This window comes from Caballeronia sp. SL1002 (genome assembly GCF_057814995.1).
In genome coordinates, this window is sequence record NZ_JBYMUW010000005.1 from 304,740 (window position 1) to 331,109 (window position 26,370).

Genomic DNA, 26,370 nt, shown 5'->3' on the forward strand with positions numbered 1-26,370 from the left:
CTTAAGAAGAGTTCTCCAATGAACATATCCAAATTTTTTATCGATCGCCCCATTTTTGCGGGCGTTCTCTCCGTGCTGCTGTTATTGGCCGGTGTGATCTCGATGTTCAAACTACCGATTTCGGAGTATCCGGAAGTCGTGCCGCCTTCGGTGGTCGTTCACGCGCAGTATCCGGGCGCAAATCCGAAGGTGATCGCCGAAACGGTGGCGTCGCCGCTGGAGGAGCAGATCAACGGTGTCGAGAACATGCTGTACATGCAGTCGCAAGCCAATAGCGACGGCAATCTGAATCTGACCGTCACGTTCAAGCTCGGCACCGATCCGGACAAGGCGCAGCAACTCGTGCAGAACCGCGTGTCGCAAGCGTTGCCGCGCTTGCCGCAAGACGTGCAGCTGCTCGGCGTGACGACCATCAAGTCGTCGCCGACGCTCACGATGGTGGTCCATCTGAACTCGCCGAACAACCGCTACGACATGACGTATCTGCGCAATTACGCGCTGATCAACGTGAAGGACCGGCTGGAACGGATCGCAGGTGTCGGGCAGGTGCAGCTGTGGGGTTCGGGCGATTACTCGATGCGTATCTGGCTCGATCCGCAAAAGGTCGCGCAGCGCGGCATGACCGCAACCGATGTCGTCAACGCGATTCGCGAACAGAACGTGCAGGTCGCGGCGGGCGTGATCGGTTCGTCGCCGACGCTGCCTAACGTGCCGGTGCAACTGAACGTGAACGCGCAAGGGCGTCTTACGAGCGAAGCCGAGTTCAAGGACATCGTGCTCAAGACGTCGCCCGATGGCGCCGTCACGCACTTGCGCGATGTGGCGCGGGTCGAACTCGCGGCATCGGAATACGGCTTACGCTCGCTGCTCGACAACAAGTCGGCGGTGGCGATCGCGATCAACCAGCAACCGGGCGCGAACTCGCTGCAGATCTCCGATCAGGTCCGTCAGACCATGAAGGAACTGCAGGCGGACATGCCGTCAGGCGTCGAATATCAGATCGTCTACGACCCGACGCAGTTCGTGCGTTCGAGTATCGAGGCGGTGATCCACACGCTGATCGAAGCGATTGCGCTCGTCGTGCTGGTGGTGATCGTGTTCCTGCAGACGTGGCGCGCGTCGATCATTCCGCTGCTCGCGGTGCCGGTGTCGATCATCGGTACGTTCTCGCTCTTGCTCGCCTTCGGGTTTTCGATCAACGCGCTTTCGCTGTTCGGGATGGTGCTTGCCATCGGGATCGTGGTGGACGATGCGATCGTGGTGGTGGAAAACGTGGAGCGCAATATCGAGTCGGGGTTATCCGCGCGTGAGGCGACGTATCAGGCCATGCGCGAAGTGAGCGGGCCGATTATCGCCATCGCGCTCACGCTGGTGGCCGTGTTCGTGCCGCTCGCGTTCATGTCGGGCCTGACCGGCCAGTTCTACAAGCAGTTCGCGATGACCATCGCGATCTCGACGGTGATCTCCGCGTTCAATTCGCTCACGCTGTCCCCGGCGCTCGCGGCGATGCTGCTCAAGGGCCACGATGAACCGAAGGACTGGCTCACGCGCGGCATGGACCGTGTATTCGGCGGCTTTTTCCGCCGCTTCAACAAGGTGTTTCATCGCGGCTCGGAGAACTACGGCAAAGGCGTGACGAGCGTCATCAACCGCAAGGCGATCATGATGGGCGTCTACGCCGTGCTGCTCGGCGGCGCGGTGATGATGGGCAAGATCGTGCCGGGCGGCTTCGTGCCCGCGCAGGACAAGGAGTACCTGATCAGTTTCGCGCAGTTGCCGAACGGTGCGTCGCTGGATCGCACGGAACAGGTCGTGCGCCAGATGACGGACATCGCGCGCAAACAGCCGGGCGTGGAAAGCGCGGTGGAATTTCCGGGTCTCTCGGTGAATGGCTTCACCAATTCGTCGAGCGCGGGCATTGTGTTCGTGACGCTCAAGCCGTTCCATGAACGTCACGGCAAGGCGCTGTCGGCTAACGCCATCGCGGGAGCGCTGAACCAGAAATACGCTGGCATCAAGGGCTCGTTCATCGCCGTGTTCCCGCCGCCGCCGGTGCTCGGGCTGGGTACGCTCGGCGGCTTCAAGCTGCAACTGGAAGATCGCGGCGCGCTCGGTTACGCGGCGCTCAACGATGCAACGCAGGCGTTCATCAAGCGTGCTTCGCAGACGCCGGAACTCGGGCCGACGTTCTCCAGCTATCAGATCAACGTGCCGCAACTCAACGTCGATCTGGATCGCGTGAAGGCGAAGCAGCTCGGTGTGTCGGTGACCGACGTGTTCAACACGATGCAGGTGTATCTCGGTTCGCTGTACGTGAACGACTTCAACCGTTTCGGCCGCGTGTATCAGGTGCGTGTGCAAGCGGATGCACCGTTCCGCGCCAGTGCCGACGATATCGGTTTGCTGAAAACGCGTAACGCCGATGGCGAGATGGTGCCGTTGTCGTCGCTCGTGAAGGTGTCGCCGACGTACGGCCCGGAAATGGTCGTGCGCTACAACGGCTACACCGCCGCCGATATCAACGGTGGCCCGGCGCCGGGTTATTCGTCGGGACAGGCGCAGGCGGCGGTCGAACGGATCGCGGCTGAAACGCTGCCGCGCGGCATCAAGTTCGAATGGACCGACCTCACGTATCAGCAGATTCTCGCGGGCAACGCCGCGTTGTGGGTGTTCCCGATCAGCGTGCTGCTCGTGTTCCTCGTGCTCGCCGCGCTGTACGAAAGCCTGACCTTGCCGCTCGCCGTCATCATGATCGTGCCGATGAGCATCTTGTCCGCGCTGCTGGGCGTCTGGCTCACCGACGGCGACAACAACATCTTCACGCAGATTGGCTTGATGGTGCTGGTGGGACTGTCCGCGAAGAACGCGATCCTGATCGTGGAGTTCGCGCGCGAACTGGAGATGCAGGGACGGTCGATCGTCGAAGCGGCCATCGAGGCGAGCCGTCTGCGGCTGCGTCCGATTCTGATGACGTCGATCGCTTTCATCATGGGCGTGGTGCCGCTCGTGCTGTCGTCGGGCGCGGGATCGGAAATGCGCCATGCAATGGGGATCGCCGTTTTCTTCGGCATGCTCGGCGTGACGCTGTTCGGACTGATGCTGACGCCGGTGTTCTACGTGCTGCTGCGCAAACTCGCGGGCGGCGAACATCTCGTCGACAAGCACGGCCACAACCCGCACATGCGCGGCGTGAATGCTTCGGGGCAAGCGTGAGAGACAACATCATGAATACGACTTTATCGAAACGCTGGCTGGGCTTGTCGGGCCTTCTCGCCTCGATGCTGGTGGTCGCGGGCTGCTCGCTCGCGCCGACCTACGACAAACCCGACGTCGCCGCGCCGGCCGCGTTCAAGGAAACGCCGGTGGAAACCACGTCGAGCCTCTCGCCTGCTGAAGCGGGCACGTGGAAGACGGCGCAGCCTTCGGAAGCGGTGATGCGCGGCGAATGGTGGACCGTCTTCGACGACCCCGCGCTGAACGATCTCGAACGCCAGGCGCTCGACGCGAATCAGAACCTCAAGGCGGCGGTCGCGCGCGTGAAGGAATCGCGAGCGATCAACCAGACGGCGCGCGCCGGGCTGTTCCCGACCCTCGACGCCGGTTTTGGCCCGACGCGCGAACGCCAGTCCGCCGTCTCGCAGAACTTGCCGAACACCGCGAACGTTCCGGTGCAGACCATCTGGCGCGCACAGGCAAGCGCGTCGTATGAAGTGGATCTGTTCGGACGCGTATCGGATTCGGTCAAGGCCGCGAACGCCGATACCGAGCAAAGCGAAGCGCTCTTGCGCTCGGTGCAACTCGCGTTGCAGGCGGACGTCGCGCAGAACTACTTTACGCTGCGCGAACTGGATGCCGAATTCGAGGTGTACGACCGCACGGTGACTTTGCGTCAGGACGCGCTGAAACTGCTGCAACGCCGCTTCGACGAAGGCGAGATCAGCGAACTCGACGTCGCCCGCGCGAAGTCGGAACTCGCGACCGCCCGATCCGACGCGATGACCGTGCAGCGTCTGCGCGCCTCGTCCGAGCACAGTCTCGCCGTGTTGCTCGGCCGCGCGCCCGCGCAGTTCACGATGGCCGCGAATCCGCTGAAGCCGGTTGAAATTCGCGTTCCGCCGGGCCTGCCTTCGTCGTTGCTGGAACGGCGTCCGGATATCGCGGCGGCCGAACGCACGATGGCGGCGGCAAACTCGCGGATCGGCGTGGCGAAGGCGGCGTTTTTCCCGTCGCTGACGCTGACCGGCGCGGGCGGGTTCGAATCGGCGACGCTCGCGGACCTGTTCCAGTGGTCGAGCCGCGCGTTCCTGCTCGGTCCGCTGGTCGGTACGGCGCTCACCGTACCGCTCTTCGATGGCGGCCGCCGCAAGGGCAATCTGGCGAACGCACGGGCCATCTACGAAGAGGATGTCGCGAATTATCGGCAGCAGGTGCTGGTCGCGTTCCAGGAAGTGGAGGACAACCTCTCGGATCTGCGCATTCTGGAGGGGCAGACCGGCACGCAGGCTGATGCCGTCAGTGCGTCGACCCGCGCCGCACAGTTGTCGCGCCGGCAGTACACCGAGGGCGCGGTGACTTACCTCGATGTGATCGACGCCGAGCGGACCGTACTGCAATCGCAGCGCGTCGCGGTGCAACTGGCGGGCACGCAGGCGGTATCGACGGTGAACCTGATCCGCGCGCTGGGCGGCGGCTGGGGCGACTTGCCGCCTGCCGCCGATGCGCCGCCGAGCATCGCGCAACGCTAGTTTTTAAGGGGTTTTGACGTTTAGTGAAATACGCAGCGGCCGGCGGCATTGTTCGTGTTCAGGAACATATGTCTTCGGCCGCAGCGTCTTTTTCCGGAGGCTCCGGGTCCGTAGAATTTCATCATGGACGAAGGAGCACGCAATGAAAGCCTTGATCGAAAGACAACTGTATCAACCCGCCGTGGTGCTTCCGCTGCTGTTGCTGATGCGCCTGATGGTGACGCTCGATTTCAACCTCGCGCAGGTCATGCTCGTGATGATCGCGAAGGGTTCGCAGCACGCGTACCGGCTTATCTTCACGCGCCGCGCAGCGGACGTGGCGCGCTCGCAGGTTTGCAAGCACGTCTGCACGCACTGCTGAACGCAGCTCAGTATATTTCCGGCACGATCATGTTGCCCGGCACCGGCTGCCGCAGATAATCGTCGTTGTAGACGCGCGCCGGCAGATCGATCGCGGGATGTTCGATCTCGTGATACGGCACCTGACCCAGTAAATGATGGATACAGTTGAGCCGCGCGCGCTTCTTGTCCACCGCCTGAACCACCCACCACGGCGCCTCGGGAATGTGCGAGCGCTGCAGCATGACTTCCTTCGCCTGCGTGTACGCTTCCCAGCGGCGGCGGCTTTCCAGATCCATCGGGCTTAGCTTCCACTGCTTCAGCGGATCTTCGATACGCGCCTGAAAGCGGACTTCCTGTTCGTCGTCGGTGATCGAGAACCAGTACTTGATGATCTGCACGCCGCTGCGCACCAGCATTTTTTCGAACTCCGGCACCGAGCGGAAAAATTCCTCGTACTCGTCGTCCGTGCAGAAATTCATTACGCGCTCGACGCCCGCGCGGTTGTACCAGCTCCGGTCGAACAGCACGATCTCGCCGCCCGCCGGCAATTGGGATACGTAGCGCTGGAAATACCACTGCGTACGCTCGCGATTGTTCGGCGCGGGTAGAGCAGCGACGCGGCAGACACGAGGATTGAGCCGCTGCGTGATCCGCTTGATCGCGCCGCCTTTGCCGGCAGCATCGCGTCCTTCGAAGATCACCACCAGCCGATGCCCCGTATGCACCACCCAGTCCTGCAATTTGACGAGTTCGCCCTGAAGGCGGAAAAGCTCGCGGAAATAGACTTTACGCTGAGCGCGATCCTCGTCCGTCAGGGTCGATTCGCCGCCGAGCAGATGATCGTCGATCTCCATTTCGAGTTCTTCGTCGTAGCTGTCGATGAGATCGGCTTCGAAACGGCGCTGCTTGTCCTGCGAAATCATAGGAAGCTCCATTGATGTGGCTGCGGCTCGCACCGGGGCCTTTTTGGCCAAGGCGGTCCGGCATGCGGCTGTGCGTTTTCGTTGGCTGCGGGCGGCCGGTGCGTGACCGCCGATTGTTGCGGATAATGATTTCAGGCGTGTGACGGTCGCCTTCTTTTACACCGCATTGTAATTTCCCGCAGCGTCGTCCGGCAAAACTGCATTCTCTCCAGCGGCGCGCGCGAACCCGGATTCGTCTGCCTTTGACGCGGGCGCAGCGTTATGTGAGAAGCGGGAGAATGCGATTGCGCGCGAGTGAAATACGGCCGCGTCGCCACGCTGCATTTTTTTCTCTGACGAATTAACGACGTCGACATAGCAGCCTGGAATAATCCTTGCTGTTTGTCAGGCACGAGTCTTTTTCAGGCAGAGCCATGAACAGTCGATACTTACCCCATCGCGCGCACTACGGCGCGACTTTCGCAGCTCCGGATGCTTCTATGAATCAGTCTGGCAACGCCGCGCCGCCCGCGGGTTACTTTATTTCGGTGCTCGAACTCGCGACCGGTGAGAAGCTCGGCAACGACGAGCGTCTGCGGGCGGTGGCGATGCTGGAGTCCGAATTCGCGTCCGGCAAGCCGCGCACGCTGAAGGAAGCCGTGCGGATTTGCGCTAACGCGATCGATTCGTCGACGCTTCAGCGGATGGCGCGCGGCGCGAAGCCGTAGCCCTTGCACGCGGCCCTTGCACTCGGCGATCCTCACGCCGCTGTGCGATGGAGAATCCGCCAGCGCTGGCCGGATCGGCGGATGGTGAGCGTCGAAAGCGGCTCGAAATCCATCGCATAGACGGAATCGAGCGGCGCGTTCAGCGCGCGCGCCAGTGCTACTTTCAGCACGATCGCGTGCGTGACGATTATGGTTGCCTGCGGTTTATCTGCCGCGAGAGCCGTCAGCTCGCGCCACACTCTCTCGCCGAGCATTTCCAGACTTTCGCCGCCATGCGCCGCGCTTTGCGGGTCGCTGAGCCACGCGGCGAGCCCCTCAGGATCTTCATCATGCACGTCACGGACGGAGCGCCCGCGCCATCGGCCGTGATCGAGGTCGCCGAATGCATCGTTCACTTCCGGCGCCGCCGATAGCCACGCGGCTGTATCGCGTGCTGCGCGCGCCGGGCTTGTTAGCACGCGTGTTGCGTTGATCGACCGGCGGATCGCGTCCGGTTCGGCAACTGGCTCGATGGGGTCGTCGGCGGTCGGAAACAAGCCCGTCTTCATCGCGCGAGTCGTGGCGTGGCATAGCAAAACGAATTCGACTGTCATGGCTTAAAAGCGTTTCCTTTACTTTGCCCGGCATCATAAAATGGCAGGCTGCAGCGTGCGGAAGCCGGTGGAAACCCGGCACGGTCGCGCCACTGTGAGCCGGCGCCATGCGCCGAGCAAGTCAGACCCCCGCTGCAATCCTTCGTTCGTTCGTCTATCGGGACGCGCATTCCCTGGAGAGTGACATGACTTCACCCGCATTTTCGGCCCATTCCGGCGCATCCGGCGCGCCCTCATACGATGCACCCGTACCCATTCCGGTGCGTGAAGTGCTGCCGTGGGCTGTCTTTATCGGCCTGATTTTGCTTATCGCCATTTATTTTGTCGGCGCGGAACAGGGCGCTACTGCGATTTTCTCCGGTATGTACGTGCATGAGTTCCTGCACGACGGCCGCCATCTGCTGGGTTTTCCCTGCCACTGATTGACCTGCGCGGCATGGTCGCGTCACTCGCCATGCAAAAGGCGGCGCTTCGTGCGCCGCCTTTTTTATTCCACCGCTTGCGTCTTTCGTCCTAACAGTTCATCGAGCAGGCTCAGGCGGGCGGGATCGTCGAGCGTCTTCCACGCCTTGATCTCCGCGCGGCTGCGAAAGCAACCTTCGCATAAACCGGTATCGACATGCAGGCGACACACGTTCGTGCAGGGCGAACCGACCGGTTGCTGTTCCTTCGCGCGCCAGATCGTGAATTCGAGTTCGAGCGGCGCAGCCGGCACGCCTTTCGATGCAATCGTGCTCATAGCGGCTCGCCTTTGAAAAGCGCGGCGGCAGCGGGGTAATTCGAAGGCCAGTACGTGTGCATGTAAGTCGCGGAAATCGAACCGTGCCGATAGAGCGCTTCACCCGCCGCGCCGGTCGTGGCGTGCGCGGCGGTGAGGTGCGGTGTCATCGGCGTGGTCATAAATGAGTAATGAAACGTGTGTCCGGTGCAAGCGCCGCGCGATGTATCGAGGCGTTGCATCGCGAGGCGCGAGAGTTTCTTTTGCATGACGGCGCGGCCGGGAAGAAGGGCGAGCATGGGCCACGCTTCGCCGTCGATATCCGTCAGCGATTCGAGCAGATACAGCATGCCGCCGCATTCTGCCACGACCGCGCCGCTACGCGCCACGTGCGCGGCTATCGATGCGTGCGTTCGCGTGGCCGCGCCGAGTGTCGCGGCGTGCAGTTCCGGATAACCACCCGGCAGGTAGAGCGCGTCGGCGTCGGCGGGAACGGGTTCGTTTGCGAGCGGCGAGAACGGCGTGACGCGCGCGCCCATCGCCACGAGCGCATCGATATTGGCCGGATAGACAAAGGAGAACGCGGCATCGCGCGCCATCGCGATATGCACACCGTCGAGCAGGCGCGGCGGCGTGGGCAATGCGCATTCATCGAAATGCACCGGCGGCGGCAGATCGCACAACGTGGTCGCGGCGAGCGCATCGGCGGCGCGGTCGAGCCGCGCGTCGAGATCGGCCACTTCGCTCGCCTGCGTGAGACCGAGATGACGGTCCGGCAACGCGAGGGCCTCCTCGCTCGATAGAAAGCCGCAATAGCGCAAGTCGGCCGGAATGGTTTCGGCGAGCATCTGCGCATGCCGCGCCGACGCCACGCGGTTCGCGAGCACGCCATGAAACGGCAGGCCCGCGCGGTAATTCGCAAGGCCGAACGCGATTGCGCCGAAGGTCTGCGCCATGCCGTGCGCGCCGATCACGGCAAGCACCGGCACGCCGAATGTCGAAGCCAGATCCGCGCTGCTCGGCGTGCCGTCGAAGAGGCCCATCACGCCTTCGATCAGGATGAGGTCAGCCTCGCGTGCCGCGTCCGCGAGCATCGCGCGGCATGCGGCCTCGCCGACCATCGAAAGATGCAGCGAATAAACGGGCGAACCGGATGCACGTTCTAGGATCATCGGATCGAGAAAATCCGGACCTGTTTTAAAAACGCGCACGCGCCGGCCGAGCCGCGCGTGATGCCGCGCGATGCCGGCCGTCACCGTGGTCTTGCCCTGATGCGAGGCCGGGGCGCTGATGAAGAGGGCGGGGCAGGCGGGCATCGGCTCAGAACTCGACGCCGCGCTGCGCCTTCACGCCCTGCTCGCGATACGGATGCTTGACGAGCCGCATCTCGGTCACGAGATCGGCCGCTTCGATCAACCCATCCGGCGCATGACGACCCGTCACGACGACGTGCAGTCCAACCGGACGCGCGTTGAACACAGCGAGCACTTCATCGAGCGGCAGGTATTCGTATTTCAGCACGGCGCACAGTTCGTCGAGCACGACCATTTGATATTCGCCGCTTTCGATCATCCGGCGCGCCGCGTCCCAGCCCTTGCGCGCGGTCGCGATATCGGCGTCGCGATCCTGCGTGTTCCAGGTGTAGCCATCGCCCATCGTGATGAAATCGCAATTCGCGACCGCGCTCAGGAAATCGCGCTCGGACGTATGCAGCGCGCCCTTGATGAACTGCACGACGCCGAGCTTCATGCCGTGGCCGAGCACGCGCACGGCCATGCCGAACGCGGCGGTCGTCTTGCCCTTGCCGGTGCCGGTATTCACGATCAGCAAACCTTTCTCGCGATCGGCTGCGGCCTGCTTTTTCTCGTGGCCTTCCTTGCGACGCTGCGTCATGCGCAGATGGGATTCGGGATCGGTTTTCATGCACTTTTCTCGACAGAGGAAGACAGGTTTCGATCGGCGGCGACTGCAACGGTGACGTCGCCGATAATGGTTTTTTCGACGACGACGCGCCCTTCGCGCGACGCTAGCAGCGCGCACGGTTCGCACACGCCGCCGACGCCCGCGAGCGCGCGCACGCGCGCCGAATCCGTCGCGGCGGCCGCGTCGATTTGGGCAGCCGGAAACGACACGAGCGGCAAGCCGTGACGCGCGCAAAAATCGACGAGTCCGGGTTCGCGGGCTTTACGGTCGAGCGTCGCGACTGCGCGAACCTGCGCCAGCGCCGTGCCGTTCAAGACGGCCATGATGGCCGTATCGATTGCATCTGCGGACACACCGCGCCTGCATCCGATGCCGAGAACGAGCGGGACATCCCCGAATGATTCGCTCACGACGAAATGACCCCATGAAACAAGGCACATTCGCGGGCTGGCGAGCGTCGGGCGTGACGACGGATAGATGAATTCATGCGATACGAACGACTCGAAATTCGGCGCAGCCAATCCGTCCCTCGCGGAAAAGCGGCGATCGGCGAAACTCGCGGTAAGAAAAACGCGAGCGTTCGTCACACGCGCTGGCCGGTATCCGGGCTGGCGACCGCATTTTCGTTCGCCTTCCCGCGCGTTCGAAACGAGCAGTGGCGTTGAAGGAAATGTGCGGTTTTAGCGGGAAAACCGCAGGTCGCTGACCGTTGCGGGGACAGCACAGGCTGGCGATACGCGGTTAAGACCACCACGGCCGCTTCCTGTTTCCCGTTTAACTGCGCATGCTGAAACGCATGCGCGAGCACCAGACGCGCGGCAACGATATCACAGGCAAGAGTCGCGGCGAAGAGGCGGGAGCCGCGCGATTCTTGACGCTCCGGGGCGAGCGGCCTAGACTTGCTTGCAGTTTTGGTGCTCGCGCGTGGCGTCCGCTGCGCGCAGTTAAACGGGAAGCAGGACGCGCTCGCGGAAGTCCGACGAAACGCCAACCTGCGCTGCCCCCGCAACGGTAAGCGAAGGCCGCATCGTCACGATGCGGCAAAGCCGCCTTCAGTGTGTCGTCCGCGTTTCCGCGGGCCATGCATGTCTCCACTGCGCGATGTCGAACCTCGCGTGGGAAGGTGAAGCGGCGTTTTCGTCAGCCCGGATACCGGCCAGACAGACACGGATCGCCGTCGCGGGGAAGCGGCGCGATCCACGATTTCATCGAGCTGGGTTTGTCGTGCCTCATACCTGCATCCTGCAACCGTCGGGCGGCGGCACGCACATAAGACCCGCGAAACCCCACGGAGCAACGGATGCAAACGCGCAAAATCCCGGTCACGGTCGTCACCGGATTCCTCGGCAGCGGCAAAACCACGCTGATGCGGCACATTCTTTCGAACGCGAATGGTCTGCGCATTGCAGTGATCGTCAATGAGTTCGGCGAACTCGGGATCGACGGGGAAATCCTGAAGGGCTGCAATATCGGCTGCGAGGACGAAGCATCGACGGATCAGCCGAATCTCTATGAACTCGCTAACGGTTGCCTCTGCTGCACCGTGCAGGAAGAGTTCTATCCGGTGATGGAGCAACTTGTCGAGCGGCGCGGCCAGATCGATCATGTGCTGATCGAGACTTCGGGCCTCGCGTTGCCGAAGCCGCTCGTTCAGGCGTTCAACTGGCCGTCCATCAAGAACGCATTCACGGTGGACGCCGTCGTCACGGTGGTGGACGGCCCGGCCGCCGCGAGCGGTCAGTTCGCCGCGAACCCGCAAGCCGTGGACGCGCAACGTCGCGCCGATCCGAACCTCGACCACGAATCGCCGCTGCACGAATTGTTCGAAGACCAACTCGCGTCGGCGGATCTGGTGATTCTGAACAAGACCGATCTCATCGACGAAACCGCACAACGTGCCGTCGAAACGCTGATTCGCGGCGAGATTCCGGCGGAGGTGAAGATCGTGCGCGCCGAGCGCGGGCAGCTCGATCTGCATACGCTGCTCGGTCTCGACGCGGCATCCGAAGACACGATCCATCTGCGGCCGGATCACCACGGCTCGCTCGACGACCAAGGCCACGCGGATCATCATCACGACGACTTCGATTCGATCGTGGTCGAAGCTCGGGTCGAGTCGCGCGATGCGTTGATCGCTGCGCTGCAAACGCTCGTCGAGAATCACACGATTTATCGTGTGAAGGGTTTTGCCGCGCTGCCGGGCGCGCCGATGCGGCTCGTCGTGCAAGGCGTGGGACGCCGTTTCGATAGCTACTTCGATCGTCGGTGGGAAGCGGGCGAGGCGCAGAGCCGCTTTGTGCTGATCGGCGAAGACCTCGACCGCGCGAGTCTGCAACGTGCGTTCGATGCCGCGCTGCAAGCGACGCCCGCACAGGCCTGATTCATGCACCTTCTCCGCACGACGCCGGGTGGTTTCGTCGACGATGCCGCGGGCGTCATGCGCATCGAGCAGACGCCTGCGCCGATCGTCATCCTCAGTTCCGCCGATACGACGCTGTCGCTGCTCGCCAGCGTTTTCCCACGGCTGGATGCGGGTTTTCCTGAGGTGCGGCTCGCGAACCAGTCGTTCTTGCGGCAGCCGGCGTCGGTCGATTTCTATCTCGACGACGTGCTGCGTCACGCGCGCGTCGTGGTGGTCGATCATCTTGGCGGCGAAGCATACTGGCCGTATGGCATCGAGCGGATCGTCGCGCTCGCGAAGGCGCGCAAGCAAACGCTCGTGATGTTCTCCGGCGACTTGCAGGAAGACCCGAACCTGCTCGCAAAAAGCACCGCCGATCCCGCGCTGTGCCACGAACTCTGGCGCTATCTGCGCGAAGGCGGCGCGCAGAACGCGGAAGAATTTCTGCGCTGCATCGGCCACCGGATATTCGGTTACGGCCGCGAAGCTCGCGCGCCGGGCGCGTTGCCCGCTGTCGCGCTCTATCATCCGGCGCGCGATCTCGCGACCATCGCGGACTGGCGCGCGCGCTGGCGTCACGGCGCGCCCGTGGTGGCCGTCCTGTTCTATCGCGCGCATCTGCAATCGGGCAATACAGCGGTATTCGACGCGCTGATCGACGCGCTCGAAGCCGCTGGGATCAACCCGTTGCCGATCGCGATGTCGTCGCTGAAAGACGCGGTGAGCCGCGAGGTCGTGCAGCAGCTTTGCGAAGAGCTCGACGCGTCGCTCGTACTCAATACGACCGCGTTCGCCGCCGGGGTGATCGATGGACCCGAGCCGTTCGTGCTCGCGGGCGATGCGCCGGTGCTGCAAGTCATCCTGAGCGGCGGCAATCGCGACGACTGGCTGAAGGACAACCACGGACTCAATTCGCGCGACGTCGCGATGCATGTCGCGCTGCCCGAAGTGGACGGACGCATCATCACGCGCGCCATCAGTTTCAAGGGCCTCGCCTATCATTGCAAACACACGCAGGTGGACGTCGTGCGCTATCAGCCCGATATCGAACGCGTGCGCTTCGTCGCCGAGTTGTCCCTCCGATGGTGCCGCTTGCGCGCGCTCGACAACGGCGCAAAACGCATCGCGCTGATTCTCGCGAACTATCCGCTGAGCGAAGGGCGCATCGGCAATGGTGTCGGACTCGACACGCCTGCATCCGTCGTGAACATTCTCGCGATGCTTGGTATTGAAGGATATCGCGTGGGCGAGCCTCCCGCCGATGGCGATGCGCTGATGCGCGCGCTCACCTCGGGCGTGACCAACGATCCATCGGTGCGAGACTTGCGGCCCGCGCTGCAAAGTCTCGCACTCGACGACTACCTCGCGGCCTTCCATGCGCTGCCGCAAGGCGTGCAGCAGGCGCTGAACGCGCGCTGGGGACCGCCCGAAGCCGATCCAACTTTGCGGCGGGGCCGCTTCATGATCGCGGGCTGGCGCAGCGGCGAAGTATTCATCGGAATACAGCCGGCGCGCTCGCGTGAACGTGGCGACTATGCGAGCTATCACGATGCCGAACTGGTCCCGCCGCACGCGTATCTCGCGTTCTATTTCTGGCTGCGGCTGCGCTTCAATGCGGATGCCGTCGTGCATGTGGGCAAGCATGGCAATCTCGAATGGCTGCCGGGGAAAAGCGTCGCGCTGTCGGATGCGTGCTGGCCCGATCTGACGCTCGGGCCCATGCCGCATCTCTATCCGTTTATCGTCAACGATCCGGGCGAGGGCAGCCAGGCGAAGCGCCGCGCGCAGGCGGTCATCATCGACCATCTGATGCCGCCGCTCACGCGTGCCGAAAACTACGGGCCGCTGCAGGATCTTGAGCGGCAAGTGGACGAATACTACGAAGCGCTGATGGTCGATCCACGGCGCGCAACGCTTCTGCGCAAGACAATACTCGCCGGCATCGTCGAGCATCGTCTGCATGAGGAACTCGGCCTCGACGCGCCGCGCGATGCAAGCGGCGAAGACGCGTTGCTCACGCGCGCCGACGCGTATTTATGCGAACTGAAAGAGGCGCAGATTCGCGATGGCCTGCATACTTTCGGCACGTCGCCGCAAGGCGTCCAACGGCTCGATACGTTGCTCGCGCTCGGCCGTTTTCCTGTCGGCGATGCGCAAGGCGCGAACGCGAGCATCCTCACCGCATTGGCTCGCGATCTGCAACTCGGCGCTGCGTTCGATCCGCTCGATGCGGACTGGGCAGCGCCATGGACCGGACCGCGTCCCGCTGCGTTATTTGATGTGTCGGACGCGCCGTGGCGTCATCACGGCGACACCCGCGAACGGCTGGAATTGCTCGCCGCGCGCTTGCTTCGTGAGGACGCGGACGCGTCGCAATGGCCCGCCAGCACGCTCGTCCTGCGACGTCTGCGCGGCGATATTCTCGCGCGGCTCGACGCATGCGGCGAGCAGGAACTGACGCAGTTGCGGCGAGGACTCGAAGGTCGTTTCGTGCCGCCGGGGCCGAGCGGATCGCCGTCGCGTGGACGGCCCGACGTGTTGCCGACCGGCCGCAATTTCTACTCGGTCGATACGCGCGCGTTGCCGACGCAAGCGGCGTGGTCGATCGGGTTGAAGTCGGCGAACCTGCTGGTCGAGCGGCATCTTCAGGATCATGGCGACTATCCGCGCGCGGTGGGTTTATCGGTGTGGGGAACGGCCACGATGCGCACCGGCGGCGACGATATCGCGCAGGCGATGGCGCTGATCGGCGTGCGGCCGAAATGGGCGGCGGGCAGCCATCGCGTCACCGATTTCGAGATCCTGCCGGTCACGATCTTCAACCGTCCGCGTATCGACGTGACCTTGCGCGTGTCCGGATTTTTCCGTGACGCGTTCGCGAACCTGATGCATCTCTTCGACGCCGCCGTGCAAGCGGTCGCCGAACTCGACGACGAACCGGAGGACGTGAACCCGATCCGCGCGCGCATCCTTCGCGAGCGCGACGAACACATCGCGCGCGGACTCGATGCGAACGAAGCGCGTTTGCGCGCGGGCTGGCGCGTGTTCAGTACGCGGCCCGGCGCATACGGCGCGGGTTTGCAGGATCTTATCGACGCGAAGGCGTGGCAGAACGACGCCGATCTGTCGCTCGCGTATCAGCAAGCCGGCGGCTATGCGTACTCGCAGCAAGGCGACGGCGTGGCCGCGAGCGATGTGTTCGGCGCACGGCTCGCGAGTCTCGACGTGGTGCTTCAGAACCAGGACAACCGCGAGCACGATCTGCTCGATTCGAACGACTATCATCAGTTTCAGGGCGGCATGATGGCGGCGGTCCGGCATCTGTCGGGCGCGCAGCCGCAGGCGTATAACGCGGATCACAGCAACCCCGCCGCGCCGCGCATCCGCACGCTGAACGAAGAAATCTCGCGCGTGATCCGTTCGCGCGTGGTGAATCCGAAGTGGATCGACGGTGTGAAGCGGCATGGTTACAAGGGCGCGTCGGAACTGGCCGCAACGGTTGATTATCTGTTCGGCTACGACGCCACCGCGCGCGTCGTCTCGGACCATCAGTACGCGCTCGTGACCGATGCCTACGTGAACGACGACGCCACGCGCGCGTTCATGGAACGCCACAATCCGCACGCGCTGCATTCGATATGCGAGCGCTTGACCGAAGCGATGCAACGCGGTTTGTGGCAGAACCCGGGTGCGTATCGGGAGCAAGTCGAAGCGCATTTGTTGAACACCGAGCAGCAACTCGAAGGCACGCGAAATTGAACGATTCCAAGCTCACGCAGGTATTTCCCTTTACCGCGCTGATCGCGCAAGAGCCCTTGCGGCAGGCACTTTTGCTCGCAGCCGTCGATCCCGCGCTCGGCGGCGTGCTGGTGAGCGGTCCGCGCGGCACCGCGAAATCCACGAGTGCGCGCTCGCTTGCCGAACTGCTGCCCGAAGGCCGTTTCGTCACGCTGCCGCTCGGCGCGAGCGAGGAGCAACTGATCGGCACGCTCGATCTCGAAGCGGTGCTGCGCGACGGCGGCGTTCAGTTTTCGCCGGGCCTGATCGCGAAGGCGCATCAAGGCGTGCTGTATGTGGATGAAGTGAATCTGCTGCCGAATCCGCTCGTCGATTTACTGCTCGACGTCGCCGCGAGCGGCGTGAACACGATCGAACGCGATGGCATTTCGCATCGGCATGACGCGCGTTTCGTGTTGATCGGAACGATGAATCCGGAAGAGGGCGAATTGCGTCCGCAATTGCTTGATCGCTTCGGCCTTGCGGTGCATCTGGCGAACTGTTTCGATGCCGCCGTGCGCGAGCAGATCGTCCGCGCGCGGCTCGCGTTCGATCTCGATCCCGCCGCGTTTCGGGCGCGCCATGCGGTGGCGCAAGCGGAACTGTCCGCGCGCATTCGCGAAGCGCGCGCGGCATTGGGCAAGCTCGATTTCGACGCGACCGTGCATGCCCGCGTGAGCGAATTGTGCATCGCCGCGCAAGTCGACGGCTTGCGCGCGGACCTCGTGATGCTGCGCGCAGCGCGTGCGCTGGCCGCGTTCGATGCATCGGACGCGGTGCGCGTCGAGCATGTCGAGCGCGTGGCGGAGGCGGTACTGCTGCACAGGCGGCATGCGTCGGCAGACACGAGCGGCGCGGCTGCGGCGAGCGCGCCTTCATCGTCGCGAACGAACACGTCCGACACCGACTCAGGTTATCTGCCGCCCGAACCCGTCGGCACGGCGACGGTGAAGCAACTGAGGCCGCTTCCCTCAAAAAAATCCTGAGCCATCGCGAGCACGATGGTCCGGCTGAGACTCAACCCGGCCGCTCGCGATGGCTCGATCCTCACACGCGAGGCCGCACGAACGCGACGGCGGGTATCGCGAGCCGGTCGATAGACTGGCCCGGCACGTTGCGCGCCAAACGTCATGCCCGGCTTTCGACGGAACATCTCCGCTTCCGCGCGAGGCAGGGCGAGCGCGCCGTGCTGCATTGTTTCGTGCTCGATTGTTCCGGTTCGATGCTCGCGGGCGAGCGGCTCGCGTTTGCGAAGGGCCTGCTGGTCGCGTTATTCGATCGTGCGTATCGCGAGCGGGCAGACGTGTCGCTCGTGTGCTTCGGCGGCGGACGTGCGGAAGTGCGGCGTCAGCCGGGCGCGGCGCATTGGTGGAACGAACGCTGGTTGAATCCGATCGGCGGCGGTGGCGGCACGCCGCTCGCGCTTGGCGTGGACATGGCGGCGAACGTGCTCGCGCGTGCCGCGCGCAAGAAGCCGGCGCAGGCGCGCTGGCTGTGGTTGCTCACCGATGGGCGCAGTCCCGATTCGCCCGCGCGCCCGCTCCACGCGGATCATGTCGTGGTGGTCGATTTCGAGCGCGAAAGCGTGCGGCTCGGCCGCGCGGCGACCCTTGCGGCACGTTGGGACGCCGAGTACACGACCGGCGAATCGCTCGCTCAGGCGTACCAGCGCGGCGTGTAAATCCATTCGTCGGCGGTATCGGCGTGACGCGGGAAACCGCGCGTATGCGTCGAGCCGACGATCACCATCGTGCGCATATCCACCTGATCGCCGCGCACGGAGCCGAGCGTTGTCGTCACCATCGTTTCGCCGGGCCGGCCGATATTGCGGCCGAGCACCACGCGCGTTTCCGGCTTGCGATGCTCGCGCACGATGTCGAGCGCGCGGTCGAGTTGCCACGGACGCGCGCGCGATATCGGGTTATAGAACGCCATTACCAGATCGGCCTGCGCCGCATGTCGCAGCCGCGTTTCGATGACGCTCCATGGCTTCAGATTGTCGGAGAGCGACAGCATGCAGAAGTCGTGGCCGAGCGGCGCGCCGGCGCGCGCGGCGGTCGCGAGCGCGGCCGATACGCCCGGTTCGATGACAAGCGCCACGCCGCACCATTCGGGATGCGCGTCGCGGCCTTGATCGAGTGCTTCGAGCACGGCGGCGGCCATCGCGAAGACGCCCGGATCGCCGGACGATACGACCACCACGTTCCGGCCTTCGCTCGCGATTTCGAACGCGTGCGCGGCGCGCTGCATCTCCTCGCGATTATCGGTTTCGTGCAGACGCTGATCGGAGCGGAACGGGCCTGCCATGCGGACATACGTGTCGTAGCCGAGCACATCGCTGGCTTGATCGAGCGCGGCGCGTGCGGCGGGCGTCATGTGCGATGCATCGCCGGGGCCGAGTCCCACGACCGTCAGCGTGCCGCGCGCGCGGCCTTGGCTTTCGATATCGACGGGCTGTGCATGGATTTCAAGCGTGATGTCGTGTGCCTTGTCGGTGGAATCGAGAGTAAAGCGCAGCGGGACGCCAAGCGCGAGCGCGGCATCGGCAAGCGCTTGTGAGCCCGCGCGCGACGGCGGCGCAAGCAGCACCGCGAGCGCAGGTGCGGCAAGCCGCTGCTCGCGCATCGCATCGTGAACACGCGCGGCGATATCGCCAGCAGCTAGGTCATGCACGAACGCGACGACCGAACGCGGATGAATCAGCAGTTCATCGGCGGATTCGCTCGTATGCGGTGTCACGCGAATCGCGAGCCGCGAGGCATCGGCGCGCGGCAAATCCACCGCGTCGAGCCAGGGCGCAGCGCCTTCGATACGCGTCGTCTCCCCGCCGAGCAGATCCGACACGAAGCGCTTGCCGCGTTCGATATCGGCGAGCACGTAGCCGGGCGGCGGATTCAGCAGGCACGTACCGAAGCGCAACTCGCCGCTCGTCGTAATGGCGGGCGTCGTGCCGAGCGCCTCGGCAATCTCGCGCGCCATCGCATTCACGCCGCTTAAGCCACCCAGCAGCGGCACGACCGCGCTGCCGTCTTCTGCGACGGCCAGTACGGGCGGCTCCGCGCCCTTGTCCGAGAGACCGGCCGCGAGCGCGCGAATGACGATGCCCGCCGCGCACAACGCGATCACCGGCGTGCCGCGTGCATACAGTCCGCGCAGATGCGGGCCGAGTTCATCGAAGCCGACATCCACGTCCGCGTTCATCCGACGCGCGAGGCCATGCACGCGCGCGCCGGGATAAAGCGTCTGGATGCGTCGCGCGGTATCGAGCGCGCCTGCGCCGAGTATCACGATGGCGGGCGCTGGCACCGTGTTCATGCCTGCCATTTTTTCCCCGGCACGACGAGCAATGAGAAGTACGGCGACGCCATTGGATCGACATCGTCGAGCGGCACGATGCGCTGATTCGTCATGGTCGCGCGCTCGACGTACAGCGCGCGTTGCGCGAGGCCGAGCTCGTTCAAGACGCGTCGAACCTTGTCGAAATTGCGGCCGAGCTTCATCACGACAGCGGCGTCCGCCGCCGCGAGCCGCGTCTTGAGTTCGTGTTCCGGCAGCACGCCCGAGAGCACGGCGAGACTCTGATTGCGATACACGAGCGGCGCGCCGAGCACGGCGACACCGCCCAACATCGAACACACGCCCGGCACCACTTCGGTCTGAAAACGCGCGGCGAGCCGGTCGTGCAGATACATGTAGGAGCCGTAGAAAAACGGATCGCCTTCGCAAATCACCGCGACGTCGCGGCCCGCTTCGAGATGATCCGCGACCCGCAGTGCGGATTCATCGTAGAAATCGGCGATGATCGTCTCGTAGCAAAGCGGCGGTTCGAGCGCTTCGGTCGTGACCGGATACACGAGCGGCAAGCGCGTTTGCGCTTCGCCGAGATGCGCTTCGATAATGCCGAACGCGTTGCCTTTTTTGCCCTTCGCGACGAAATACGCGACAACGGGTGCGCTTTTAAGCAAACGCAGCGCCTTGACCGTGATCAGTTCCGGGTCGCCCGGCCCCACGCCGAGACCCAACAGACGTCCGCTCATTTATTCGATCTCCGTTGCGAGCGCGTTCACGGCCGCCGCCGCCATCGCGCTGCCGCCGCGTCGCCCGGCGAGCGCCACGAACGGCACGCCGCGACTGTCGGCGGCGAGCATCGCCTTCGATTCCGCCGCGCCGATGAAACCGACCGGAAAGCCGAGAATCAGCGCGGGCTTCGGGGCGCCCGTGTCGAGCAGATCGAGCAGGTGAAAGAGCGCGGTCGGCGCATTGCCGATCACCACGACGCTCCCTTCGAGCAACGGCCGCCACAGTTCGAGCGCGGCGGCCGAGCGCGTATTGCCGAGCGCGCGCGCGCGATCCGGCACGGAGGGATCGTTCAGCGTGCAGATCACGCGGTTGTCCGCAGGCAGCCGCGCGCGCGTGATGCCCTCGGCGACCATGCGCGCGTCGCAGAGAATCGGCGCGCCTGCCGCGAGCGCGGCGCGGCCCGCTGCGCCCGCGCCCGGCGAAAAGCGCAGGTCGTCGGCGGCGTCCACCATGCCGCACGCGTGGATCACGCGCACCGCGAGTTTTTCGAGGTCGGCGGGGATTGCATCGAGCCTGGCTTCGGCGCGGATCGTCGCGAACGATTGGCGGTAGATTTCCTGTCCGTCGCGGATGTAATCAAGCATCGGGGTTGCTCCGGGCGAGCCAGTCGGCTGCCTCTTGAATCGTCAGATGATGGGCCACGCAGACCCCGAAGCCTTCGGCTCTAGCGGCGTCTGCGTTTTGATAGAGATCGTAGCGGCCGGGCGCGACGGCGAGCAGCGTAAACGGTACGCGGTGCGCGGCGGCGCACGAGCGCGTGCAGCCACTGAGATGAACTTGCACCGAGGGCGGCAAGCGCGCGGCGAGACGAAGTGCGTCGGCCTTCGTATCGGCTGCGCCTTTCGCGCATCCCGTCGATCCCGCGCACGCGATCAACCGCGCGAACGGTTCGTCCGGCGCGATGGCGAAGCCGAGCGCGCGAAGTGTGGCGATCGTGGACGAGGCGTCGGCCGCGGCGATATCCGGCAGCAGCACACTTTGCCATGGCGTCATGCGCAGGCGCGCGCTGCCTTTTTGATCGGCGAGATGCGCGAGCGCGCGCAGGCTTGCTGGATCGAGGCGGCCGAGCACGGGTTGCGCGCCGACGTACATCGGTCCCGCCGCGCACTGAGCGTGCGCGCCGAGTCGCAGCGATGGATCGGCGGGCGGACGTCGCCACGCCTGCACGGTGGCGTCGCGAAGCAAAGGGATATTTGACAGACGGCTTATGAACGCGTCCGGCGGCAATGTCGCGAGCAGATCGCGCATGCGGGATCGATCGGGCGCGGCGAGATCGAGAAACGTGTGCAGCAGCGCATGCACGAGCGCGGGAACGTGCCGCGTCGCGACGGCGGCTAACGCGGGCGTGTCGTGTGCATCGACCGGCGGGCAGCCCGCGAGACCGAACGCGAAATGCTCGGCGTCCATCGCGGCGAGCCAGATATCGTGCGCGTGATCGAGCATCGCGAGTGGCTCGCCGCCATCGAGCAGCAGCGCGAATTTCGGCGAGAGCGCGTGCAGCCGCGTGTCGCGCTGCATCTGCGCGAGCAGGTTTGCGGCGAGCGTCGAGACATCGTTTTTAGCGGCGTGATCGAGGCCTGCGAGCGGACTCGTCATCAGGTTGCGCGTGTCGTCGGCGCCGGGCGTCGAGGGTCCGAGCCCGGCGTCGAGCAGCGTATCGACGAGCGCTTGCTGCGACTCGTCGCGCACGCCGCGCAACTGCAGATTCGCACGATTGGTCACTTCGATCGCGCCCGAGCCGAAGCGCGCGGCGGCATCGGCGATCGCGCGCCCCTGCGCCGCACTGAGTTCGCCGCCCGGCAGCCGGACGCGGCACAGCCCGCCGTCGCGCGCGGCGACCACGCGCAACAGCCCCGGACACGCGGATGCGCCCGGCGTGGATGCGCCCGGCGCGGCTGCGCGCGGCGCGGCTGACGCCGGTCGAGGCACGTGAGACGATGCGTGTGCAGGTAGTTTCAAAGCAGGACCCGGGACTTCTTCGCGATAGTAGCGCCGTGCCGCCAGCATGACGGCAACGGCTGCCGCGCCGGTACACCCCGCCCGGCACGGGCTTCACGCGAAACGGATGGTCGGCAGGTCTCTTGGCTGGCAGGTCACGATCCGCGCCGGCCTTCCCGGTAAAAACCAGTGGCAGTGGAGCGCGGACTCGCTGCGTACAATTGCGGGGGCAGCCACAGTGTTGCTGTGTTCCCTGTTAGGCCCGGAAGGGCACCGACGAACGCTGTATTATGCCCGCTTTTCAGGGCTCGACTGGCGCGATCCGCGTCGCGTTTGCGGCTCGCGCGCGCTCTAAGTTTTTCAATCGGCAGGAACCGGATCAAGAGGAAACGGCGGATGTCACCGTGGCTGACCGTGGTGGGGATCGGAGAGGACGGGTGGGACGGGATCGGCCGGCTCGCGCGGCGGGCGCTGCTCGACGCCGACGCGATCTACGGCGGCGAGCGGCATCTCGCGCTGCTGCCACGCGGTTTGCGTGCCGAGCGGATGCCATGGCCGAAGCCGTTTTCCGTCGATACGCTGCTCGCGCGGCGCGGCGGCCATTGTCTGTGCGTGCTCGCGAGCGGCGATCCGATGTTCTACGGTGTCGGCGCGACGCTCGCGCGTAGCGTGCCGCCCGAACAACTGCGTGTGTTGCCCGCGCCTTCTTCGCTCTCGCTCGCGGCCGCGCGGCTCGGCTGGCCGCTGCATGAAGTCGCGCATGTCTCGCTCGTCGGGCGGCCGCTCGCGGCGCTCCGGGCGCAACTCTTTCGCGGTGCGCGTCTTTTAGTTTTGAGCAGCGATGGCGCGAGTCCCGTCGCGATTGCCGCGCTGCTTTGCGACGCAGGTTTCGGCGCGAGCCGGGTGAGCGTGTTCGAGCATCTGGGTGGCGAGTTGGAACGGCGGATCGACAGTCGCGCCGATGCGTGGGGCGACGCGCCTGCCGCCGCGTTAAATCTGGTTGCCATCGAATGTCGTCGCGAGAACACGCACGCGGGGCTGCCGCTCACGCCGGGCCTTCCCGACGACGCCTATCGGCACGACGGCCAGCTCACCAAACGCGACGTGCGCGCGATCACGCTCGCGCGCCTCGCGCCCGCGCCGGGCGAATTGCTGTGGGATGTCGGCGCGGGTTGCGGCTCGATCGGGATCGAGTGGATGCGCGCGCATCCGTCTTGCCGCGCGATTGCCGTCGAAGCCGATGCCGGACGTCAGGCGCTGATCGAACACAATCGCGACGCGCTCGGCGTGCCCGCGCTGCAACTCGTCGCGGGCGAGGCGCCCGCCGCGCTCGACGGATTGTCCACGCCCGACGCGATTTTTATCGGCGGCGGGGTGACCGCGGCGGGCATGCTCGACGCGTGCTGGTCGCGTCTGCGAAGCGGTGGACGGTTGATCGCGAATGCCGTTACGTTGCAAAGCGAGGCAGCGCTGGTTGCGTGGCGCGAAAACCATGGCGGCGAACTGACGCGCATTGGCGTGGCACAGGCCGCGCCGCTCGGCGGCTTCGATACGTGGCGGCAAGCGTTGCCGATCACGCTGCTCCACGCGATAAAACCATGATGCGCGCTCGTGAATTCCGCCATGCGTGATGAGACCGGCGAGCAGCCCGCGCCGCTTCGCAGCGGCTACACCACCGGCAGTTGCGCGACCGCGACGAGCCTCGCCGCCGCACGCCTGTTGCTCGGCGGCGTGACAAGCGAGCGCGCGGAAATCACGTTGCCGAAGGGTCAGCATGTCCCGATGCCGCTCGTATTCTGCAGAAGGATCGGTGCGAACGAGGCGGAGGCGGGCATGATCAAGGACGCAGGCGACGACCCCGACGTGACACACGGCGCGATCGTGTTTGCACGCGTGCGCTTGATAAACGAGACTGGTGTGCGTTTTCTCGCCGGGCCGGGCGTGGGGACGGTGACGCGCGCGGGACTTGCGCTCGGCATCGGCGAACCGGCGATCAATCCCGTGCCGCGCCGGATGATGACCGATCATCTCGACGCCCTCGCCGACGAATACGGTTATACGGGTGGCTTTGAAGTGAGCATCGGCGTGGAAAACGGCGAGGCGCTCGCGCTCAAAACGATGAACCCGCGGCTCGGCATCGTCGGCGGATTGTCGATACTCGGCACGAGCGGGATCGTCCGGCCATTTTCATGCTCGGCCTATATCGCGTCGATCCATCAAGGCATCGACGTCGCGCGCGCGAACGGCTACACGCACCTCGCGGCATGCACCGGCAACCAGAGCGAAGACGCGATGCGTGCGCGCTATAGTTTGCCGGATATCGCGCTGATCGAAATGGGCGACTTCGTGGGCGCGGTGCTGAAACACTTGCGGCGCGCGCCGGTCGCGAAACTGAGCGTGTGCGGCGGCTTCGGCAAGATGAGCAAGCTCGCGGCGGGCCATCTCGATCTGCATAGCAGAAACTCGAGCATCGACCTTCCGCAACTCGCGTCATGGGCCGCCGATGCGGGCGCGAACGACGCACTGCAAGCCGCGATGCGCGCCGCCAACACGAGTCAGGAAGCGCTCGCGCTGGGGCGGGCGGAAGGCGTTGCGCTCGGCGATATCGTCTGCCGCCATGCGCGCCGTTTTGCGTTGACGGTCGTGCCGTCCGGCGTGGAAGTGGAAGCGTTCGCGATCGATCGGCAGGGGCGGCTTATCGGAGAATCGCGATGACGCGTGTGCTTTTGCTCGGCGGCACGGGCGATGCGTTGGCGCTCGCGCGGCATCTCGGCCCGGCGCACGTTTATAGTCTCGCGGGGCTTGGGCGCGTGCCGCAGGATCTCGCGTGTTCGGTGCGCGTGGGCGGTTACGGCGGCGCGGCGGGTTTGGCCGCGTTTATCGTGGCGGAGAGGATCGGTCTCGTGATCGACGCGACGCATCCGTATGCCGCGCAGATGAGCCGCAATGCCGCTGCCGCGTGCGCCACGGCACGCGTGCCGTGCTGGGCCGTGCGTCGCGCGCCGTGGCGCCGCCAGGCAGGCGACGACTGGCGCGACGCGCGCAATTGGGCCGATCTCGAGCGTTTGATAGCGCCGTTCGAGCGGCCATTGTGGACGCTCGGGCGCGAGCCGCTCGCGCATCTCGACGAGATTCCGGCGTCGCAATACTGGACCGTACGGTGTCTCGATCCGCAACCGCCTCACACACCGGATCATGCACGCGCGGCGATTCTCGATGCACGCGGTCCGTTCGCGCTCGATGCAGAGCGGGCGCTGTTCATCGAACGCAACATCGACGTATTGATCAGCAAGAACAGCGGCGGCGCGGCAACCGAGGCGAAGCTCGCCGTGGCGCGCGAATTGGGCGTGCCGGTGGTGATGCTCGCTCGGCCCGATTTGCCCGCTGTCGATCGTGAATTCGACGATGCCACGGCGGCGCGCGTTGCGCTCGCCGCGTGGCTCGACCCTGCACAACTTACAGAATAAGCCTTAAATGATGGTCTATTTCATCGGCGCGGGTCCGGGCGACCCCGAACTCATTACGGTAAAAGGGCAGCGCCTGATTCGCGCTTGCCCGGTGATTCTTTATGCGGGGTCGCTCGTGCCGGAGGCCGTGCTCGCCGGACATTGCGCGCGGCAAGTGGTCAACACCGCCGATCTCGATCTCGATGAAATCATCGTGCTGCTGGCCGCCGCGCATGCCGAAGGTCACGACGTCGCGCGCGTGCATTCCGGCGATCCATCGCTTTACGGCGCAATCGGCGAGCAGATTCGGCGGCTGAACGCGCTTGCGATTCCGTACGAGATCGTGCCGGGCGTGACGGCGGCGGCTGCATCGGCCGCGACGCTGGGTTGCGAGCTCACCTTGCCCGGCGTCTCGCAGACCGTCATTCTCACGCGCTACGCTACCAAGACCGCGATGCCCGAAGGCGAGCAGCTCGCCGATCTCGCGCGCCACAGGGCGACGCTCGCGATCCATCTCGGCGTGCGGCATATCGAGCGGATCGTTGAGATTCTCGCGCCGCATTACGGCATGGATTGCCCGGCGGCCGTCGTGTTTCGCGCGAGCTGGCCGGACGAGGAGAAGGTGCTCGGTACGCTTGCGGATATCGCGGAGAAGGTACGCACGAGGGGCATCGAGCGGACGGCGCTGATCGTGGTCGGACGCGTGCTTGACGCGGTTGATTTTAGCGATTCGTCGTTGTATGGGGGAGGGCTAGCCGGGTGAAGCGGCTAGCCCTC

General features: G+C 64.9%; 23 protein-coding genes and 3 riboswitches. Of the genes, 13 read left to right on the top strand and 10 right to left on the bottom strand.

Annotated features, from left to right (window positions below; all coding sequences use genetic code 11):
• Positions 1-18 precede the first annotated feature (18 nt).
• The 3 genes from AC3D25_RS25885 to AC3D25_RS25895 all read left to right on the top strand — a co-directional run bounded on the left by AC3D25_RS25885 (position 19) and on the right by AC3D25_RS25895 (position 5,106).
• Entirely contained in the window at positions 19-3,213 is a 3,195-nt protein-coding gene (locus tag AC3D25_RS25885; protein ID WP_488891340.1) for an efflux RND transporter permease subunit, read from the top strand.
• Between the two features lie 11 nt (positions 3,214-3,224).
• Entirely contained in the window at positions 3,225-4,745 is a 1,521-nt protein-coding gene (locus AC3D25_RS25890; RefSeq protein WP_488891341.1) for an efflux transporter outer membrane subunit, read from the top strand.
• 142 nt (positions 4,746-4,887) lie between these two features.
• Positions 4,888-5,106, top strand: coding sequence for a hypothetical protein (locus AC3D25_RS25895; RefSeq protein ID WP_488891342.1), 219 nt, complete (start codon positions 4,888-4,890; stop codon positions 5,104-5,106).
• A 7-nt stretch (positions 5,107-5,113) separates the two neighbouring features.
• On the opposite strand, the gene ppk2 is transcribed toward AC3D25_RS25895, so the two are convergent.
• Positions 5,114-6,010 (bottom strand): polyphosphate kinase 2, encoded by an 897-nt coding sequence (gene ppk2, locus AC3D25_RS25900; protein ID WP_488891343.1) that lies wholly within the window; start codon positions 6,008-6,010, stop codon positions 5,114-5,116.
• Positions 6,011-6,489: 479 nt separating this feature from the next.
• Here ppk2 and AC3D25_RS25905 point away from each other — a divergent pair, with 479 nt between their 5' ends.
• Positions 6,490-6,717, top strand: a complete 228-nt coding sequence (locus AC3D25_RS25905) for a hypothetical protein (protein ID WP_488891344.1) — start codon at positions 6,490-6,492, stop codon at positions 6,715-6,717.
• Between the two features lie 32 nt (positions 6,718-6,749).
• Here AC3D25_RS25905 and AC3D25_RS25910 read toward each other — a convergent pair whose 3' ends face one another.
• The gene (locus AC3D25_RS25910) at positions 6,750-7,310 is read right to left on the bottom strand and encodes a histidine phosphatase family protein (RefSeq protein WP_488891345.1); all 561 of its coding nucleotides are present in this window, start codon (positions 7,308-7,310) and stop codon (positions 6,750-6,752) included.
• 185 nt (positions 7,311-7,495) lie between these two features.
• On the opposite strand from AC3D25_RS25910, the gene AC3D25_RS25915 reads away from it, so the two are divergent.
• Entirely contained in the window at positions 7,496-7,732 is a 237-nt protein-coding gene (locus AC3D25_RS25915; RefSeq protein WP_488891346.1) for a CbtB domain-containing protein, read from the top strand.
• Between the two features lie 65 nt (positions 7,733-7,797).
• Here the strand turns inward: AC3D25_RS25915 and AC3D25_RS25920 are convergent, their stop codons facing one another.
• The 4 genes from AC3D25_RS25920 to AC3D25_RS25935 are packed head-to-tail and all read right to left on the bottom strand — an operon-like array spanning position 7,798 to position 10,391.
• Entirely contained in the window at positions 7,798-8,049 is a 252-nt protein-coding gene (locus AC3D25_RS25920; protein WP_488891347.1) for a DUF1289 domain-containing protein, read from the bottom strand.
• Positions 8,046-9,344, bottom strand: a complete 1,299-nt coding sequence (locus AC3D25_RS25925; RefSeq protein WP_488891348.1) for a cobyrinic acid a,c-diamide synthase CobB — start codon at positions 9,342-9,344, stop codon at positions 8,046-8,048. Before AC3D25_RS25925 ends, AC3D25_RS25920 begins: the two co-directional genes overlap by 4 nt.
• A gap of 4 nt (positions 9,345-9,348) precedes the next feature.
• A complete protein-coding gene (gene cobO, locus AC3D25_RS25930) occupies positions 9,349-9,951 on the bottom strand; it encodes a cob(I)yrinic acid a,c-diamide adenosyltransferase (protein WP_488891349.1) in 603 nt (200 codons plus the stop codon).
• Entirely contained in the window at positions 9,948-10,391 is a 444-nt protein-coding gene (locus AC3D25_RS25935) for a cobalamin biosynthesis protein (protein ID WP_488892156.1), read from the bottom strand. Before AC3D25_RS25935 ends, cobO begins: the two co-directional genes overlap by 4 nt.
• A gap of 138 nt (positions 10,392-10,529) precedes the next feature.
• A riboswitch (cobalamin riboswitch) is annotated at positions 10,530-10,778 on the bottom strand.
• Between the two features lie 68 nt (positions 10,779-10,846).
• Positions 10,847-11,126, top strand: a riboswitch (cobalamin riboswitch).
• 125 nt (positions 11,127-11,251) lie between these two features.
• Between AC3D25_RS25935 and cobW the strand changes: the two genes are divergently transcribed.
• The 4 genes from cobW (at position 11,252) to AC3D25_RS25955 (ending at position 17,810) form a co-directional block, all read left to right on the top strand.
• Entirely contained in the window at positions 11,252-12,331 is a 1,080-nt protein-coding gene (gene cobW / locus AC3D25_RS25940; RefSeq protein ID WP_488891350.1) for a cobalamin biosynthesis protein CobW, read from the top strand.
• A 3-nt stretch (positions 12,332-12,334) separates the two neighbouring features.
• Positions 12,335-16,111 (top strand): cobaltochelatase subunit CobN, encoded by a 3,777-nt coding sequence (cobN, locus tag AC3D25_RS25945; protein ID WP_488891351.1) that lies wholly within the window; start codon positions 12,335-12,337, stop codon positions 16,109-16,111.
• Positions 16,108-17,115, top strand: coding sequence for a magnesium chelatase ATPase subunit I (locus AC3D25_RS25950; protein ID WP_488891352.1), 1,008 nt, complete (start codon positions 16,108-16,110; stop codon positions 17,113-17,115). Before cobN ends, AC3D25_RS25950 begins: the two co-directional genes overlap by 4 nt.
• Positions 17,116-17,243: 128 nt before the next feature.
• Complete coding sequence (locus AC3D25_RS25955; RefSeq protein ID WP_488891353.1) at positions 17,244-17,810, top strand: vWA domain-containing protein; 567 nt, start codon at positions 17,244-17,246, stop codon at positions 17,808-17,810.
• Here the strand turns inward: AC3D25_RS25955 and cobJ are convergent.
• Genes cobJ through cobG form a run of 4 tightly spaced genes read right to left on the bottom strand, consistent with a single transcriptional unit; the run spans position 17,786 to position 22,138 of the window.
• Positions 17,786-19,453 carry a precorrin-3B C(17)-methyltransferase gene (gene cobJ / locus AC3D25_RS25960; protein ID WP_488891354.1) on the bottom strand — a complete coding sequence of 556 codons (1,668 nt, stop codon included), beginning with the start codon at positions 19,451-19,453 and terminating at the stop codon, positions 17,786-17,788. The genes AC3D25_RS25955 and cobJ overlap by 25 nt on opposite strands.
• On the bottom strand, positions 19,441-20,166 hold the full coding sequence (locus AC3D25_RS25965) for a precorrin-2 C(20)-methyltransferase (protein ID WP_488891355.1): 726 nt from the start codon (positions 20,164-20,166) through the stop codon (positions 19,441-19,443). Before AC3D25_RS25965 ends, cobJ begins: the two co-directional genes overlap by 13 nt.
• Positions 20,167-20,793 carry a precorrin-8X methylmutase gene (locus AC3D25_RS25970; RefSeq protein WP_488891356.1) on the bottom strand — a complete coding sequence of 209 codons (627 nt, stop codon included), beginning with the start codon at positions 20,791-20,793 and terminating at the stop codon, positions 20,167-20,169.
• Positions 20,786-22,138, bottom strand: coding sequence for a precorrin-3B synthase (gene cobG / locus AC3D25_RS25975; protein WP_488891357.1), 1,353 nt, complete (start codon positions 22,136-22,138; stop codon positions 20,786-20,788). The genes AC3D25_RS25970 and cobG overlap by 8 nt, the downstream gene beginning before the upstream one ends.
• Before the next feature lie 125 nt (positions 22,139-22,263).
• Positions 22,264-22,440, bottom strand: a riboswitch (cobalamin riboswitch).
• 103 nt (positions 22,441-22,543) lie between these two features.
• Here cobG and cbiE point away from each other — a divergent pair.
• The 4 genes from cbiE to cobM are packed head-to-tail and all read left to right on the top strand — an operon-like array spanning position 22,544 to position 26,356.
• A complete protein-coding gene (gene cbiE / locus AC3D25_RS25980) occupies positions 22,544-23,749 on the top strand; it encodes a precorrin-6y C5,15-methyltransferase (decarboxylating) subunit CbiE (RefSeq protein WP_488891358.1) in 1,206 nt (401 codons plus the stop codon).
• Positions 23,750-23,770: 21 nt separating this feature from the next.
• On the top strand, positions 23,771-24,862 hold the full coding sequence (locus AC3D25_RS25985; RefSeq protein WP_488891359.1) for a cobalt-precorrin-5B (C(1))-methyltransferase: 1,092 nt from the start codon (positions 23,771-23,773) through the stop codon (positions 24,860-24,862).
• On the top strand, positions 24,859-25,614 hold the full coding sequence (locus tag AC3D25_RS25990; RefSeq protein WP_488891360.1) for a cobalt-precorrin-6A reductase: 756 nt from the start codon (positions 24,859-24,861) through the stop codon (positions 25,612-25,614). Before AC3D25_RS25985 ends, AC3D25_RS25990 begins: the two co-directional genes overlap by 4 nt.
• A gap of 7 nt (positions 25,615-25,621) precedes the next feature.
• Complete coding sequence (gene cobM / locus AC3D25_RS25995) at positions 25,622-26,356, top strand: precorrin-4 C(11)-methyltransferase (protein WP_488891361.1); 735 nt, start codon at positions 25,622-25,624, stop codon at positions 26,354-26,356.
• Positions 26,357-26,370 lie beyond the last annotated feature (14 nt).